Raw genomic sequence first — 15,788 nt, forward strand, 5'->3', positions numbered from 1 at the left:
ATGGGTCTGCCTTGCGGGTCAGGGCTGGCTGGCAGCGGATGCAGGCGCCGAGGCGGCCGATGCGGCCACCGCCGGCGCGCGGGTCACGCGCACGATGTCGCCATCGTTGAGGAAGCCGGCCCCGGCGCGCACCAGCGGCATTTCGCCGTCCACGCCTTCGAGCACCTGCACCAGTTCGCCCTGGCGCGCGCCCAGACTCACCTTGCGCTGCAGCACCCTGCCCTGGGGCGAGACGGCAAACACGTAGTTGAAGCCGTCGCGCGAGACCACGGCGGTCTGCGGCACCAGCCAGCCATCCGCCTCGCCAAGGATGAACTGGCCGCTGGCATACATGCCTGCCTTCAGGCCGCCGTTGTCGGTGCCACCGGGCAGGTCTACATACACCAGCGCCACGCGCTTGGCCGGATCCAGCGTGGGTGCGATGCTGCGTACAGTGCCTTCCACCGAAGTGCCGGCGTTGCTGGTGACCAGTGCGCGCTGGCCGCTGCGGATGCGGGCCAGATCCTGGCCGACCACCTCGGCCCGCCACTCCAGCCGCCCTTGGCGCACCAGGCGGAACAATTCGGTGCCCGCCGGCACCACGGCGCCCACGGTGGCGCTGCGCGAGGAGATCACGCCGCTGTCCGGTGCCAGCACGCGCGTGAAACCCTGGCGCAACTGCTGCGAGGAGAGCGCGGCGCGGGCGGCCTGCACGCGGGCCGCGGTGGCCTTTTCTGCGGTGCGGAACTGGTTGATCTGCTGCGTGCTGAGGGCGCCGGTGCCGGCGATGCTACGGGCGCGTTCGGCATTGGAGCGCGCATCGGCTGCCTGCGCCTCGGCCTCGAGCAGGGCGGCGCGCGCCTGCAGCACGTCGGCATTGACGGTATCGGCAGCGAAGACGGCCAGCACCTGCCCCTTCTTCACCCAGTCACCCACGTTGGCGCGCAGTTCGGCCAGGCGCAGGCCATTGCTCTGCGAGCCGACAATCGCCTCCTGCCAAGCGGTGATGTTGCCGCTCGCACCCAGCGTGAGCGGCACGCTGCCGCGCGTGGCATGCACGACTTCCACCGTCAGCGCCGGCTTGCCGGCCGGGGCTGAGCCCCCCACCGCGCTGGCAGCAGGTGCGCTGGCCGGTACCGAGCTGCGCTGCAGCATCCAGTAGCCTCCGCCCAGCACCAGGGCGGCAGCGGCGGCGAGGCCGATCAGGGTATTGCGTTTCATGGCTGGACTGCGGTTTCGGATTGAGAAGTGGACGCATCCGTGCGGGCGGCACGCGCCGCCTCGCCACTGCGCACCAGGGTCTTGTCGGCATCGGTCGGGTTGGCTGCCGGTTCCCAGCCGCCTCCCAGTGCACGGTAGAGCGCCACCCAGGCTGCCTGCGTCTCGCGCTGCAGCGTAGCCTGGCTCATGCGCGCCGCCAGCAGGCTGCGACGGGCATCTTCCAGTTCGAGCATGCTGCCCATGCCGGCCTTGTACTTGGCATTGGCGGCGACAAATGCCTTGTTGAAGCCGGCCACGGCGGCGGCCGTCTGGCTGCTGCGCTGCTGCGCGGCATGCAGGTCGGACAGCGCGGTTTCCACTTCGCGCACGGCATTGCGCACCGTGGCGCGGTACTGGCTGGCAGCGGCTTCGTACTGGGCCTTGGCCGCCTCCACATTGGCGCGGCGGCGCCCTCCGTCGAACAGCGGGATGGTGAGCGAGAGCGGGCCGATGCTCCAGGTGGTGGCACTCAGGTCGAACTGCGGCGCATCGAGCCGGGTGCGGAAGATATTGCCGCTCAGACCCAGGCGGGGGTAGAGCTGGGCATCGGCCTGGCCGACATCGCCGCTGGCCGCCGCCACGGCCATGGCGGCGGCATAGACATCGGGGCGCTGCGCCAGCATGGCGGCGGGCACGCTGTCCAGCGACAGGCCGGGCGCCTTGCCCGGGCTGCCCGCTGCCAGGCGACGGCGCAGCGTGTCCTCATCCAGTGCCGTGAGCGCCACCAGCGCCTTCACGGCGGCCGTGCACTGGGCCTCGATCTGGGTGCGCTGTGCCTGCGACTGCGCCGCGCCAGCCTGTGCCAGCGCGTGGGTGGCGGGCGCGGTGAAGCCGGCCTTGCTCATCTGGCCGGTCAGGCGCGCCGTTTCCGTACGCGAGATGGCGTCCGCCCCGGCAATGTCGAGCGAGCTGCGGCAGCTGCGCAGCCCGAAATACTGGTTGGCCACATCGGCCGCGAGCGAAACGCGCGCCTCGTGCCATTGCGCCTGCGCGCCCTGCAGCCGCGCCTGCGCCGCACGGTTGCCGTGGCGCAGGCCGCCGAACAGGTCCAGTTCCCACTGTGCCTGCAATCCGGCCTGGCCGGTGTTGACCACCGTGCCCTCCAGGCCGGGTTGCGTGGAAGTGCCACGCTGCACCCCTGCCTGCGCATCCAGATTCGGCAGCATGGCCGCCTGCGCGCCAACAGCGCCGGCCCGGGCCTGGGCTATCTTCGCCGCAGCGCCGGCCAGCGTCGGACTGGCCTGCTGCGCGGCATCGATCAGATCCACCAGCAGCGGATCGTTCCAGCGCTGCCACCAGCCCAGCAGTTGCTGCACATTGCCGCCATGCGGCAGCACGGCCACGCCGGCCACTTGCGGCGCGCGCCATTGCGCGGGCGCAGTAGCCTCGGCCTGTTCCGGCGGCGCGCTGGCGCAGCCCGCCAGCACGGCGGCCACGGTCAGCGCGGCCAGGGTTCGGAGTTGCAGGGATCTCATGAAATTGCTCCGGAAACGGGAGAAGGCAGGCCGCGCGCTCGGGCCTCGCTGTCGATCAGGGCCAGCGCGTAGCGCACCAGCTTGTCCACTGCGCGTGCCACCGGGCTGGGCCCTTGCTGCAGCGCGGGGCAGATGGTCTGCACCATGTCCTGCACTGCCAGCAGGTGGATCGGCATGCCGCACATGGCAAGCGTCAGGCGCTGCAGGTCTTCATCCACCTGCGCCAGCCCCAGGTGGCGGCCCACCAGATCCCACAAGGCGTGGTAGATGGGGCGCAGGCTGTGCTCGATTTCGTGCTGCCACAGGCCGGTCGGGTCCAGCATTTCGCGCATATGCAGGCGCAGGCAGTGGCGCATCGCCTCGCCCTGCTCCAGCGGCGCCAGCAGGCCACTATAGAAGCGGTGCAGCGCCTGCTCCAGACTCAGGCCGGGGTGGTTCCAGTCATCGATCTGCGCCTGCACATTGTGGCCCGACATGGGCTCGAGAAAGGCGCAGCGGTACAGACCCTGCTTGTCGCCGAAGTAGTAGCTGATGGCAGAGATGTTGGCGCCAGCGGCCTGGGCAATGGCGCGGGTGGAGGTACGGGCAAAGCCCTGCTCGGAAAACAGGCGCAGCGCCTCGGCCAGCAGGCGCTCGCGGGCCAGTTGGCCATCGCTGCGCGCCGGGCGCGCGGGCTCGTCGGGGGGCAGGATGGGCGTTGAGGTGACCATAGGGCCGGATTACAGCACAAAATCAATCGTTTGATTGAAATCCCTGCAATCCAGTCGGAAACGTCATGCAGACGTCACCAGGGTGCGCCAAACACCTCCCGCCACAGCGCGCGGCCGGCGTCGGCCTGGGATTGCAGCATGTCTTCGGGGAACACGGTGGATTCTTCGTCCAGCCGCGCGCGGTGCTGCATGCGGCGCAGTTCTCGATAGGCGGTGGCCGCCGCATGCCCCACCTGCCCGGGGAGAATGTCCAAGTCGTCGGCCCGCTCCAGCAGCGCGATATTGCCACGGTTCTCGATCATGGCCGGGTGCTCGCGGCTGTGCAGCAGCACCAGGTACTGGGTGACGAATTCCACGTCGATCATGCCGCCATGGCTGTGCTTGAGCTCGAACACGCCGGGCTGTGCCGGGTGCGCCTGGCCCATGCGGCGGCGCATGGCGATGATCTCGTCGGCCAGTGCCGCCGGATCGCGTTCGGCCGTGAGCACGGCGCTGCGGATGCGCTCGAAGTGCGCGCGCAGGCGGGCGCTGCCAAAACAGCAACGCGCCCGCGTCATGGCCTGATGCTCCCACACCCAGGCGGTGTTGCTGCCACGCTGCAGCTGGTAGGCCTCGAAGGCATCCAGCGTGATGCTGAGCAGGCCCGAGTTGCCATTGGGCCGCAATTCGGTGTCGATTTCGTACAGGTCGCCCTCGCCGGTCTTGACGGTCAGCCAGGAGATCAGCTTGCGCACCAGGCCGGCATAGACCTCGCCGGCGCGTTCGCAGTCGTCTTCGTAGACGAACACCAGGTCCAGATCGCTGCCGTAGCCCAGTTCCAGCCCGCCCAGCTTGCCATAGGCGATGATGGCGAAGCGGTCGGCAATGTCGGCATCGTCCGGGCCGCTCCAGCCCAGCTTGCGGGCGCGCGGCAGGTAGCGCTGCCAGCACCAGCGCGTGGCGATGGCGAGCACGGCATCGGCCAGCGCGCTCAGGTCGTCGGCCACCTGCTCCACCGTGAGGCGGCCGTCCAGGTCGCGCGCCAGCGTGCGGAAGGTTTCGGCGTGCATGGCGCGGCGCAACAGGTTGAGCAGCGATTCCTCGTCGTCTTCGCCGGTGGACTGCAGCGATTCGATGCGGCGGCGCAGGTCATCCTGGAAATCGGCGGCGCTGAAGCGCTCTTCCAGCATGGCATTGCTGGTCAGCTCGTCGATCACCGCCGGATGCTGGATCAGGTAGCGCGCCGGCCACTTGGCCACGCCGAGCAGGCGCAGCAGGCGTTCGTGCACGGCCGGGCGCTCCAGCAGCATGGCCAGATAGCTCTCGCGCCGCAACAGCGTCTCGATCCAGTCGATGAAGCGCAGCACGCCCTCGGTGGTCACGCCCTGCTGCGGGCCATCCTCGTGCAGCCACTGCACGGTGCGCTGCATCAGGCGCATCAGGCGCGCACGGGCCTCCAGCCGCAGCGCCTGCACGCGGGTGTGCTCGCGCCATTGCTCCACGCGTTGCGCCAGCACCGGCGTGGCGGCCAGCAGCGCGGTCAGCTCGCCGATGTCATCGGCCGAGCGGGCGATGTCGCTGCCGTTCTTCTGGCAGGTTTTGCATTCGCCGCTGTCGCCGCCCAGCAGCGCGTCGAACTCGCGCGCCACCAGTTCGCGGTGGCGCATCAGCTCCTGCAGGAAGGGGCAGGCACTCTCATAGCCCATGGTGTGGGCAATCCATTCCAGATCGTCCTCGTTGGTGGGCAGCAGGTGCGTCTGCTGGTCGTCCAGATACTGGATGCGGTGCTCGACGCGGCGCAGGAAGATGTAGGCTTCGGCCAGTTCGGCGGCGATTTCGGGCGTCATCAGCCCGGCGTGGCTCACCCGTTCCAGCGCCTCCAGCGTGGGGCGCGTGCGCAGCTCGGGAAACTGGCCGCCGCGCACCACCTGCAGCAGCTGCACGGTGAATTCGATCTCGCGGATGCCGCCGCGCGAGAGTTTCACGTCATTGGCGCGCTCGGGCCGTCCGGCGCTGCGCTTGGCCGCATGGTCGCGGATCTGGCGGTGCAGCACACGCAGCGATTCGAACACGTTGTAGTCGAGATAGCGGCGGAACACGAAGGGCAGCACCACGTTGCGCAGCGCCTGGCCGGCGCCGTCCTCGATGCTGGCACGCGGCGCCACGCAGCGGCTTTTCATCCAGGCAAAGCGCTCCCATTCGCGGCCCTGCACCATCAGGTACTCTTCCAGCGCATCGAGCGAGGACACGGTGGGGCCCGAATTGCCATTGGGGCGCAGCGCCAGATCGACGCGGAACACGAAGCCGTGCTCGGTGGTCTCGCCCACCAGCGCGTAGATGATCTTGACCGCGCGCGTGAAATATTCCTGGAAGCTGGTGCGGCCGGCGCCGCTGGGCCGGCCATCGGGCCCGGGGCGGCCACCGGTTTCGCCATCGCACTCGTAGATGTAGATCAGGTCGATGTCGCTGGAGACGTTGAGCTCGCGCGCGCCCAGCTTGCCCATGCCCATGATCCACAGCTTGCAGCGGCTGCCGTCCGGCTTGAGCGGGGCGCCGAAGCGGGCATCGAGCTGCTCGAAGGCTTCCATGCAGGCGATGTCCAGCGCGATTTCGGCCAGCCAGGTCACGCTCAGGGCAATGTCGGGCATGGGGGCGCCGGCGTCGCAGTCGAGCACGGCCAGGCGCTCCATGACCAGCTGGCGCAGCATGCGCAGGGCGCCGCCCACGTCCAGCCCGCGTTCGCGCAGGGTCCGGTAGCAGGCGCGCATACCGTCGCGGTCCGGCAGGCCGGGAGCGAGCAGCGGCAGCTCCTTCCCGTAGCGGCGGTGCAGGCGCTGGATGAAGCGTGAATGCAGCGCACGGCTGGCGGTAACAGGGTGCACCACGTCTGGACTGCCTGCCGGTGCCGGTGATAATGTGCTGTGCGGCGTGTGCAGGGGATTGCTCTGGTTGTTCATGCCCGTTTTTTTCTCGTTGCGGAGCCCATGCAGGAAGTCGCCTCGCCCCCCAGTCCTCCCAAGCGCCGCCGGCTGACCTGGCTCCGGCGCGCCTTGCGCTGGCTGTGGCTGACGGCGGCCTTGCTGCTGGGGCTGTTCGGCCTGCTTGCAGTGGTGCTGCAATATGCCATTCTGCCGCACATCGACAGTTTCCGCCCGCGCATCGAACAAGCCGCCAGCCAGGCGCTCGGCAAGCCGGTGCGCATCGGCCGCATCGTGGTGCTGCAGCAGGGCTGGGAGCCCACCATCGCCATGGAGCAGCTCACGGTCGAGGACGGCAACGGCCGCCATGGCCTGCGCGTGCAGAGCGTGCAGGCGGTGGTCTCGCTGCAGGCTGCGCTGCTGCGCTCGGGCTTCGAGCGGCTGCAGGTGTTCACGCCCGAACTGGAGGCGCGCCGCAACCCCGACGGCACGGTAGACGTGGCCGGCGTGCGACTGGCACAGGGCAAGGGCGGCGATTCCGGCCCGGCGCTGAACTGGCTGCTGTCCCAGCCCGAGCTGGCCATTCACAACGGCAGCATCCGCTGGACCGACGACCAGCGCCAGCAGCCCCCGCTGCTGCTCTCGAAGGTGGAGGCCAGCCTGACCAACGCCGGCACCTCGCATTCGCTGCAGATCAGCGCCACGCCGCCGCAGGGCTGGGGCCAGCCCATCCTGTTCATCAGCGACTGGTCGCACCCGCTGTTCGGCGACCGCACACTGTGGCGCAACTGGAATGGCGTGGCTTATGCCGACATGCCCGAGCTGGACGTGTCGCAGCTGCGCCGCTACATGGAGATCGGCCACAACGTGGATCTGCGCAAGGGCCACGGCCGCATGCGCGTGTGGGCCGACTTCAAGGAAATGCGCAGCAGCACCGCCACCGTCGACGCCCAGCTCGACGAGGTGGACATGACGCTGGGCCAGGGCCTGCCGCCGCTGGCACTCAAGAACATCCGCAGCATGTTCAGCGTGCAGTTTGCCTCGGACGAGAAGCCGTCCGAAGAAAAGAATCCATCGGGTGCCCCGGCCAATTCCACCTATACCTTCAACACGCAGGAACTGGTCTTCACCACGCTCAGCAACCGCCAGTGGTCCGGCGGCAACGTGCGGGTGGAAATGAAGAACGGTACCCAGCGCCCCGACAGCAGCGGCCTGGTGCAGGGCGACAACTGGGATCTCGGCATCATCTTCGAACTCGCGGGTAGCCTGCCGCTGGGCGAGGCCATGCTGGAAGCGCTGGAAACCTACCAGCCCGGCGGCCATCTGGACGACATCACCCTCACCTGGAAAGGCAACATCAACCAGCCGTCGGCCTACAGCGCCAAGGGCTCGGCCAGACAGATCGGCTGGCTCTCGCGCCAGGGACCTTTCAACCGCAAGAAGGACCGCTTCGAGCCTGGCACGCCGGGCGTCGAAGGCGCCGCGGTGGATTTCGACCTGACCGAGCGCGGCGGCCGCATGGACATCGCCATGCGCAAGGGCAATGTGGTGCTGCCCGGCGTGTTCGAGGAGCCACGCGTGCCGTTCGACCGCTTCGATGCCAAGGTGCTGTGGGAGATCGACGGCGACGCCATCAAGGCCACGCTGCCGGAGGTGCGCTTTGCCAATGCCGATGCCAAAGGCTCGCTCAAGGCAGAGTGGCGCACGCGCGAACTGGTGGGCGACGAGCCGGCCGCCAACCGTTTTCCCGGCTTGCTCGATCTGAGCGCCACCATGGAAAGCGCCCGCGCCGAGCGCGTCCACCGCTACCTGCCGCTGTCGCTGGGCAAGATGGCGCGCGAGTATGTGCAGCTGGCCGTGCGTGACGGCGACATCCGCAATGCGAAGGTCACCATCAAGGGTGATCTCGACCATATTCCCAACAAGCGCGACAAGGACGGCAAGCCGGTGCCCAGCGTGTTCCGCTTCGAGGTGCCGCTGGTCAACGCCAATTACCAGTTCCTGCCGCCGAAGCTGCAAAAGCCGGGCGATCTGCCCTGGCCGGCGCTCACGCATCTGAATGGCAAGCTCATCATCGACCACAACCGGCTGGAGATCGTCGATGCCAAGGCACGCTTCAGCACTGCGCCGGATCTGGTGGTGCACGAGCTGGCCGCCACCGTGCCCGATCTGGCGCACGACCTGACCGTGGGCGTGGCCGCACGCGCCTCCGGTCCGCTCTCGCAGGCACTGCATCTGGCCAACACCTCGCCGCTTACCGTCATCGCCAACCACGCGCTGGAAAAGGCCACGGCCACCGGCAATACCGACCTGACCATTGCGCTGGGCCTGCCCATCAACCACATGGACAACGCCAAGGTGGAAGGCCAGGTGGTGCTCAAAAGCAATGACCTGCGCATCACGCCCGAAACCCCGCTGCTGGCGGGCAGCACCGGCGCGGTCGCCTTCACCGAAAAGGGCTTCGAGCTGCGCCAGGTGCGCACGCACATGCTGGGCGGCAGCGCCACGCTGGCCGGCGGCCTGAAATCCGCCACGCGCCCGGGCGAAAAGCGCCAGATCGTGTTCAACGCCGAGGGCGACTTCAGCGCCGAGGGCCTGCGCCAGGAGCGCATGGTCAGCTTCGTGGCGCCGCTGGCCGGCTATATGCAGGGGCGCAGCAGTTACAAGGCCAGGCTGCAGTTCGACCGCGGCGCGCCCGAACTCACCATCGACACCGACCTGAACGGCATGGCGCTGAACCTGCCGGCGCCGCTGTCCAAGCCGGCAGCCGGCAGCCTGCCGCTGCACATCGAAAACACGGTGGTCAGCAACTACACCGACCGCAACGGCAAGCTGATGCCGGCCGAAGACCGGCTGCTGGTGCGCGCCGGCCAGCAGGTGTCGGTGCACTATGTGCGCGACGTGCGCGGCAAGGAGCCGCGCGTGCTGCGCGGCAGTATCGCCATCGGCGAGCGCGCGCACGAGAACCTGCCACCCCTGCCCGAGAGCGACGTGCACGCGCTGGTGCTGCTGGATGCGGTGGACGTGGACGCCTGGCAGCAGGTGCTGCAGCGCATCTCCGCCGCGCCTGCGCTGGCCGGCAGCCGCCAGGACAGCGGCAGCGGCGACGACCTGAGCTACCTGCCCAGCGTGCTCGCCATCCAGACCACCTCGCTCAAGATTGCCGACCGCAAACTGGAAAACCTGGTGATCGGTGGCTCGCGCGAGGGCCGCCTCTGGCGCTTCACGCTCGATTCGCGCCAGATCAACGGCTATATCGAATACCTGCAGCCACGCGGCAACAACATGGGCAGCGTCAAGGCGCGGCTGGCGCGCCTGATCATCGAGCCGGCCCAGGTGGAAGACGTGAAGGAAATCGTGCGCAAGACCGAGGATCCGGAACGCCTGCCGGCGCTGGACATCGAGGCCACCAACGTCGACGTGCTGGGCTACAAGCTCGACAAGCTGGTGCTGCTGGCCAGCAACTCCGCCACTCCCATGGTGGCCGATGCCCCGCTGGTGGATGAACCGGAAGACGCCAGCACCGGCTGGCGCATCCACCAGCTCACCGCCACCGTGCCCGACAGCGTGCTGCATGGCAGCGGCGTCTGGGGCCAGCCGCGCAACGCCCGCCTGCCCGACGGCACCCCGGCGCGCCGCTTCGTGGCCCTGAACGTGCGGCTGGAGACCACCAATCTCGGCAACATGCTCGACCATTTCGGCGCGAAGGATCTGGTGGCCGGCGGCGCGGGCGTGCTGGCCGGCACCATCCGCTGGCGCGGCTCGCCCATCTCGATCGACATGGCCACGCTGGACGGCACCGTGCGCATGGACGTGCGCAACGGCCGTGTCACCAAGGTCGACCCGGGCGCGGCACGGCTGATCAGCCTGTTCAGCCTGCAGGCGCTGTCCAAGCTGGGCGCCAACCCCGGCCGGGGCTTTGCCTTCGACCGTGTCGGCGGCATGCTGCGTATCAACAACGGTATCGTGACGACGGACGATACCGAAGTCATCGGCACCACCATGGCCGATGTGAAGGTCAACGGCCAAGTCTCGCTGCTGGAACAGACGCTGAACCTCGACGTGCTGGTGCAGCCCAAGATCGACCTGGGCGGCGCGGCGCTGATTGCTGCGGCGGTGAATCCGGCCATCGGCCTGGGCACCTATTTTGCACAGCTGCTGCTGAGCGAATCGATCAATTCGGCCGCGACGCAGGTGCTGCACATCAGCGGGCCGTGGAACAAGCCGGTGGTCGACACGCTCAAGGGCGAAGCGGCCAGCGAAGCCGCGCGCCGCATCCTGGTCAGCCACTCCACGCCACGCCCGGTGGACCCGCTGTGGGACTGGTGGCCGGTTACCGGCAGCAGCCTGATGTGGGACTGGTGGCCCGTGACCGGCCAGGGCAGCAACTACTTCGGCGCCTACCCCGTGCCGCCCACGGCACCGGTGCGCGACCTGCCGGCCGATGCGCCTGAAGCGGCGCCCCCCGCAGAACCCGCCACGCCGGCCGTGCCGGAAGCTCCCACCCCTCCCGCGCCAGCGGCAGCCACCCTGCCTGCAACCCGCCCCGAGGCCGAGCCCGTCAACTGAAAATCTTGCCCGGATTCAGGATGTTGTGCGGATCAAGCGCCTGCTTGATGGCACGCATCATGGCAATCGCGCCCTCGCCCGCCTCGTCGCGCAGAAAGCCCATCTTGTGCAGGCCGATGCCATGCTCGCCGGTGCAGGTCCCGCCCATGGCAATGGCACGGCTCACCAGCGCATGGTTGAGCTGCTCGGCGCGGGCGCACTCGTCGGCATCCTCGGGATCGACCAGATAGCCGAAATGGAAATTGCCGTCGCCCACATGGCCGACCAGAAAGAACGGGATGCCCGAAGCCACAGTTTCTTCCGCCGACACCAGCAGGCAATCGGCCAGGCGGCTGATCGGCACGCAGGTGTCGGTGCTGATGGCGCGGCAGCCGGGGCGCGAAGCCAGCGCGGCGAACAGCGCGTTGTGGCGCGCCGTCCAGAGGCGGGTGCGCTCCTCGGGCGTTACCGCCCACTGAAAATCGGCGCCGCCGTTGTCGCTGGCAATCTCCTGCACGGTGGCGGCCTGTTCCTCCACGCCGGCGGGCGAGCCGTGGAATTCCATCAGCAGCATGGGCGACTCGGGCAGATCCATCTTGCTGTAGGCGTTGACCATGCGTACCGAGTTGGCGTCGATCAACTCGCAGCGCGCAATCGGCACTCCGAGCTGGATGATCTGGATCACCGTCTGCACCGCCTCGGCAATGCCGGGGAACATGCAGGTGGCGGCCGACACTGCCTCGGGCAGCGGATGCACGCGCAGGGTGATCTCGGTCATCACGCCCAGCGTGCCCTCGCTGCCCACCATCAGGCGCGTCAGGTCGTAGCCGGCGCTGCTCTTGCGCGCGCGCGTGCCGGTGCGGATCACTTCGCCGGAACTGGTCACCACCTCGAGCGCCAGCACGTTCTCGCGCATGGTGCCGTAACGCACGGCGTTGGTGCCGCTGGCGCGGGTGGCGCACATGCCGCCGATGCTGGCATCGGCGCCCGGGTCGATCGGGAAGAACAGGCCGTCGTGGCGCAGCGCCTCGTTCAGCTGCTTGCGCGTCACGCCGGGCTGCACGGTCACGGTCAGGTCTTCGGCATTGACGGCCACGATCTGGTTCATGCGGTTCAGATCCAGGCTGATGCCGCCCTGCACCGCCAGCAGGTGGCCTTCGAGCGAGGAGCCGGCACCGAAGGGGATTACCGGCACGCGGTAATGCGTGGCCAGCTTCAGCAGATCGGCCACGTCCTCGCTGCCTTCGGCAAACACCACGGCATCGGGCGGCGGCACGTTGTAGACCGATTCGTCGCGGCCATGCTGTTCGCGCAGCGCCAGCGAGGTAGCCAGCTGCGCACCGAAGCGCTGCTGCAGCGCCTGCAGCAGTTCGGCCGGCAGCGGACGCGGCTGCAGGTGGGCACTCAGATCGTGGGCATGGGGCCGGGTGGCGGCTTCGGCGCTGGCAGGCATGGGGGAACTCCGTGAGGCGGAAAAAGCCCCATTGTGGCATTGCGGGCCTGCCCGTGCAGGCAGACACCCTGTCCCGGCCGCACACAGCTTCTGTTGTCCCCGCGCACCTGGCCGGCCCGAATTCGGCACGCCGTCCCTCCGGCGTGCGCGCCATGGACACATTTGCATACCACTGTTGCCCCTGCAGCAGGCCACCTTTAGGCAAAATGGGCGACAGGGAATCACCAGCGGCGCCCCGCACAAGGACGGGCGCGCCGGCCGGCTCCGGCCATTGACGAAAAGAACAACAGCATGCAATCCTCCCCCACCTCTTCCGCAAGCACGGCGCCCGCTCCGGTGCGCTGGCACATCAGCGAGATCGACTTCAGCCGCATCGACATCCCGCGCATCCGCCACAATGGCGACCTGTTCTACCTGGTAACCAGCGCGTCCTTCATCGAAACCGGCTCGGACATGTACACGCGCAACCTGGTGCGCCACTACAGCGCCTATCCCGAGGTGGCCGAATGGCTGCAGCAGCGCTGGGAGCCGGAAGAACTGCAGCACGGGCTGGCGCTGCGCACCTACGTGGAAACGGTCTGGCCCGAATTCGACTGGCAGACCGCCTTCGACGCCTTCTTCACCGAATACGGCGCCCTGTGCACCGACGAGGAACTGGAGGAAGACCGCACGCTGGAACTGGTGGCGCGCTGCGTGGTCGAGACCGGCACCACCACCTATTACGAAACGCTGCGCAATCTCGCCACCGAACCGGTGCTGGCCGACCTGGCCAACCGCATCCGCACCGACGAGGTGCAGCACTACAAGTACTTCTTCCAGTATTTCCGCGAGCTGCAGGCCAGCCAGAAGCTCAGCCGCGCACGCATCGCCAGCGTGCTCTACAAGCGCCTGGCCGAGATGCGCGAAAGCGATTCGGACGTGGCGCTGCGCCATGTCTGGCAGCACCGCCCGCCGCTGTTCCGCGAAGACAGCTTCGAGCAGCAAAGCCAGCGCACCTACCAACTGGTGAGCAGCAGCCTGCCGATCGAGCAGGTGATCCGCATGCTGCTCAAGCCCATGGACCTGCCGAAACGGGTGGAAAAATGGGTGCAGCCGCCGTTGCAGAAATTGGGGCGCAGGCTGCTGTCGGCGTAACACCGCAGGGCAGCGCCAAGCCGCTGGTGCGTGCGGGGCAAGCGCTCGATTGCTCGTGAAGTTGGTCAGCGGCGCGCCTGCCGCGCAAGGACGAGCAGTTGATGCATTGCCTGCCTGCTACGCGCGTGCGGCATGTGCGCGCCTAGAAGACTCCCATCGCCAGGCCCCCCGCCATGGCCTCGCCCAGAGCACGACACTGCTCCTGATCCTCTGCGCCAATCGTCTTGGGCGCCAGAATCGCCTCCGGCGTCTGCGCCTGGGTGCAGACGATCAGCGGCTCGGCCACTTCCTTCAGCCGCCAGCCGGTGGCAATGCGGGCAATCTGGCGTGCGGCATTCTGGCCGTCGCTGCCGGCGCAGATCAGGCTGGCATAGGGCCGGCCGTTGATGCGGTCGAGTGCGCCGTAGTAGCTGCGATCGAAAAAGTCCTTGAGCAGGCCGCTCATGGCGCCCAGGTTTTCGGGGGTGGCAAACACATAGCCATCGGCCGCCAGCACCTCTTCCGGCCCGGCCTCACCGGCGTGCAGCAGGCGCACCTCCACGCTGCCATCCGCCTGCGCACCGGCGCGCGCCGCCTCGGCCATCTGGAGCGTGCCGTTGGTGAGAGAGTGGTAGACGATCAGCAGGGTCTTGCGCGGTTCCATGGGGGCAGCATAGCGCAAGCCCCCTATCCGTGCCAGCTGTCCGGCCAACCGGGTGGATCAGGCTTCAGGTGCCTCGGGATGCCGCGCCTTCCATGCGCGCATCGCCTGCCGATAGGCATCCATCTCCAGATCATAGGTATCGAAGATGCAGGGATCGCAGCCGTTGCCGCAGCAGGCATCCAGATCCGGCTGCACCGGCGGTTGCGGCATGGGATCCAAGGGATCGGCATCGTGGGGAAGCGTCGTGCTCATGGAAGAAATTATCCGACAAGCGGCATTCCCGCATCGCCGGTGTTGCTGCACTACCCTTGCCTCTGCCTCTGCCTTCATTAGCGTTACATCCTGTTAAGGGCCTACCCTGCCAAAAAAGCAGGCAAGCTTCGCTACAGTAGAGCCCATGCCGAACACCGCCATCTTCCCCCGCCTGTCCGACATCCGATTCCCGCTGCGCCTGCTGGCTGCCACCGGGATCGCCACCGCCCTGTTCATGGCCGGCTGCTCCACCAAGCCGCCCGCCGCGCCCGGCATCAGCGGCACGCCCATCACCCAGGCCAAGAGCCGCTGGGTGCCGGTGGCATGGAACACCGTGCCTGGCTTTGCCAGCGATCCGGTCGGCGAGGCCTGGAGCGCCTGGATGCGCAGCTGCGCCAAGCCCGGCCCGGTGTTCGCCCGCGTCTGCAACGATGCGCGCCGCATGAGCAACGCCAGCGATGCCGACAAGCGCGCCTGGATGATGCAGCGCCTGCAGCCCTACCGGGTGGAAAGCCACGGCGGTGACGCCAGCGGCCTGCTCACCGGCTACTACGAACCGGTGATGCGCGCCAGCCGCAGCCCGAATGGCAGCTTCCGCGTGCCGCTGTATGGCGTGCCGGCCAGCGGCGCGCCGCGCAGCCCCTGGTTCACACGTCAGCAGATCGACACCGCCCCGGCCGCCCAGTCCGAACTGCGCGGTCGCGAGATCGTCTACATGGCCGATCCGGTCGACGCCATGATCCTGCACGTGCAGGGCTCCGGCCGCATGCAGGTGCGCGAGCGCGACGGCAGCGAGCGCGCCGTGCGCCTGGCCTTTGCCGGCACCAACCAGCAGCCCTTCCGCAGCCCCTCCGCCTGGGTGGTGTCGCAGGGCGGGCGTGGCGGCAGCTGGGATGCCATCAGGCAATGGGCGGCGCAGAATCCCGGCCGGGTCAACGAGATGCTGTGGAGCAACCCGCGCTACGTGTTCTTCCGCGAGGAAGCCATCTCCAGCGCAGACACCAACGCCGGCCCGCGCGGCGCCCAGGGCGTGCCGCTCACACCGGGCCGCTCGATTGCGGTCGACCGCGAGAGCATTCCCTACGGCACCCCAGTGTGGCTCTCCACCACAGGCCCCGCCGCCAACCTCAACCGCATGGTGGTGGCGCAGGATACCGGCACCGCCATCCGCGGCGCCGTGCGCGCCGATTATTTCGCCGGCTGGAGCCAGGAAGCCGCCGATCTGGCGCACCGCATGAAGCAGCCGCTCAACCTCTGGGTGCTGTGGCCGCGCTGATCGCACCGATCGGGGCAATCCCCCTGCCGGCAGCACGTTTTTAGCGTTTCTCCCCGTGTCCGGGATCTTTCTTCAGCCTTACACTCCGGGCTGAGTCGTGCCGCGCCACAAGTGCGGCCCGTCCCTGCAATCCAAAGACACAACACGCACAGGAAAAGCCT

Annotated in this window: 10 protein-coding genes; 3 read left to right on the top strand and 7 right to left on the bottom strand. The window is 68.3% G+C overall.

Translation table 11 applies throughout. The features are described 5' to 3' along the window. Nucleotides 1-18: 18 nt before the first annotated feature. The 4 genes from KKQ75_RS10575 to glnE all read right to left on the bottom strand — a co-directional run bounded on the left by KKQ75_RS10575 (nucleotide 19) and on the right by glnE (nucleotide 6,360). The gene (locus tag KKQ75_RS10575) at nucleotides 19-1,200 is read right to left on the bottom strand and encodes an efflux RND transporter periplasmic adaptor subunit (RefSeq protein ID WP_213362121.1); all 1,182 of its coding nucleotides are present in this window, start codon (nucleotides 1,198-1,200) and stop codon (nucleotides 19-21) included. Further along, the gene (locus tag KKQ75_RS10580; protein WP_213362122.1) at nucleotides 1,197-2,714 is read right to left on the bottom strand and encodes an efflux transporter outer membrane subunit; all 1,518 of its coding nucleotides are present in this window, start codon (nucleotides 2,712-2,714) and stop codon (nucleotides 1,197-1,199) included. Before KKQ75_RS10580 ends, KKQ75_RS10575 begins: the two co-directional genes overlap by 4 nt. Continuing rightward, on the bottom strand, nucleotides 2,711-3,424 hold the full coding sequence (locus KKQ75_RS10585; protein WP_213362123.1) for a CerR family C-terminal domain-containing protein: 714 nt from the start codon (nucleotides 3,422-3,424) through the stop codon (nucleotides 2,711-2,713). Before KKQ75_RS10585 ends, KKQ75_RS10580 begins: the two co-directional genes overlap by 4 nt. 74 nt (nucleotides 3,425-3,498) lie before the next feature. Further along, nucleotides 3,499-6,360 (bottom strand): bifunctional [glutamate--ammonia ligase]-adenylyl-L-tyrosine phosphorylase/[glutamate--ammonia-ligase] adenylyltransferase, encoded by a 2,862-nt coding sequence (gene glnE, locus KKQ75_RS10590; RefSeq protein WP_213362124.1) that lies wholly within the window; start codon nucleotides 6,358-6,360, stop codon nucleotides 3,499-3,501. 27 nt (nucleotides 6,361-6,387) lie between these two features. On the opposite strand from glnE, the gene KKQ75_RS10595 reads away from it, so the two are divergent. Continuing rightward, nucleotides 6,388-10,890 (top strand): YhdP family protein, encoded by a 4,503-nt coding sequence (locus KKQ75_RS10595; protein WP_213362125.1) that lies wholly within the window; start codon nucleotides 6,388-6,390, stop codon nucleotides 10,888-10,890. Here the strand turns inward: KKQ75_RS10595 and KKQ75_RS10600 are convergent. Then, nucleotides 10,883-12,322 (bottom strand): FAD-binding oxidoreductase, encoded by a 1,440-nt coding sequence (locus KKQ75_RS10600; protein ID WP_213362126.1) that lies wholly within the window; start codon nucleotides 12,320-12,322, stop codon nucleotides 10,883-10,885. The two genes, KKQ75_RS10595 and KKQ75_RS10600, sit on opposite strands and share 8 nt — an antisense overlap. A 291-nt stretch (nucleotides 12,323-12,613) precedes the next feature. On the opposite strand from KKQ75_RS10600, the gene KKQ75_RS10605 reads away from it, so the two are divergent. Next, on the top strand, nucleotides 12,614-13,456 hold the full coding sequence (locus KKQ75_RS10605) for a ferritin-like domain-containing protein (RefSeq protein WP_213362127.1): 843 nt from the start codon (nucleotides 12,614-12,616) through the stop codon (nucleotides 13,454-13,456). Between the two features lie 142 nt (nucleotides 13,457-13,598). Here the strand turns inward: KKQ75_RS10605 and KKQ75_RS10610 are convergent, their stop codons facing one another. Continuing rightward, nucleotides 13,599-14,099: a flavodoxin family protein gene (locus KKQ75_RS10610; RefSeq protein ID WP_213362780.1), complete on the bottom strand. Its 501-nt coding sequence runs from the start codon at nucleotides 14,097-14,099 to the stop codon at nucleotides 13,599-13,601. 57 nt (nucleotides 14,100-14,156) lie between these two features. Further along, on the bottom strand, nucleotides 14,157-14,351 hold the full coding sequence (locus KKQ75_RS10615; protein WP_213362128.1) for an oxidoreductase-like domain-containing protein: 195 nt from the start codon (nucleotides 14,349-14,351) through the stop codon (nucleotides 14,157-14,159). 145 nt (nucleotides 14,352-14,496) lie between these two features. On the opposite strand from KKQ75_RS10615, the gene mltA reads away from it, so the two are divergent. Beyond that, nucleotides 14,497-15,627, top strand: coding sequence for a murein transglycosylase A (mltA, locus tag KKQ75_RS10620; protein WP_213362129.1), 1,131 nt, complete (start codon nucleotides 14,497-14,499; stop codon nucleotides 15,625-15,627). Nucleotides 15,628-15,788 lie beyond the last annotated feature (161 nt).

This window comes from Brachymonas denitrificans, assembly GCF_907163135.1.
GTDB classification, from domain to species: domain Bacteria; phylum Pseudomonadota; class Gammaproteobacteria; order Burkholderiales; family Burkholderiaceae_C; genus Brachymonas; species Brachymonas denitrificans_A.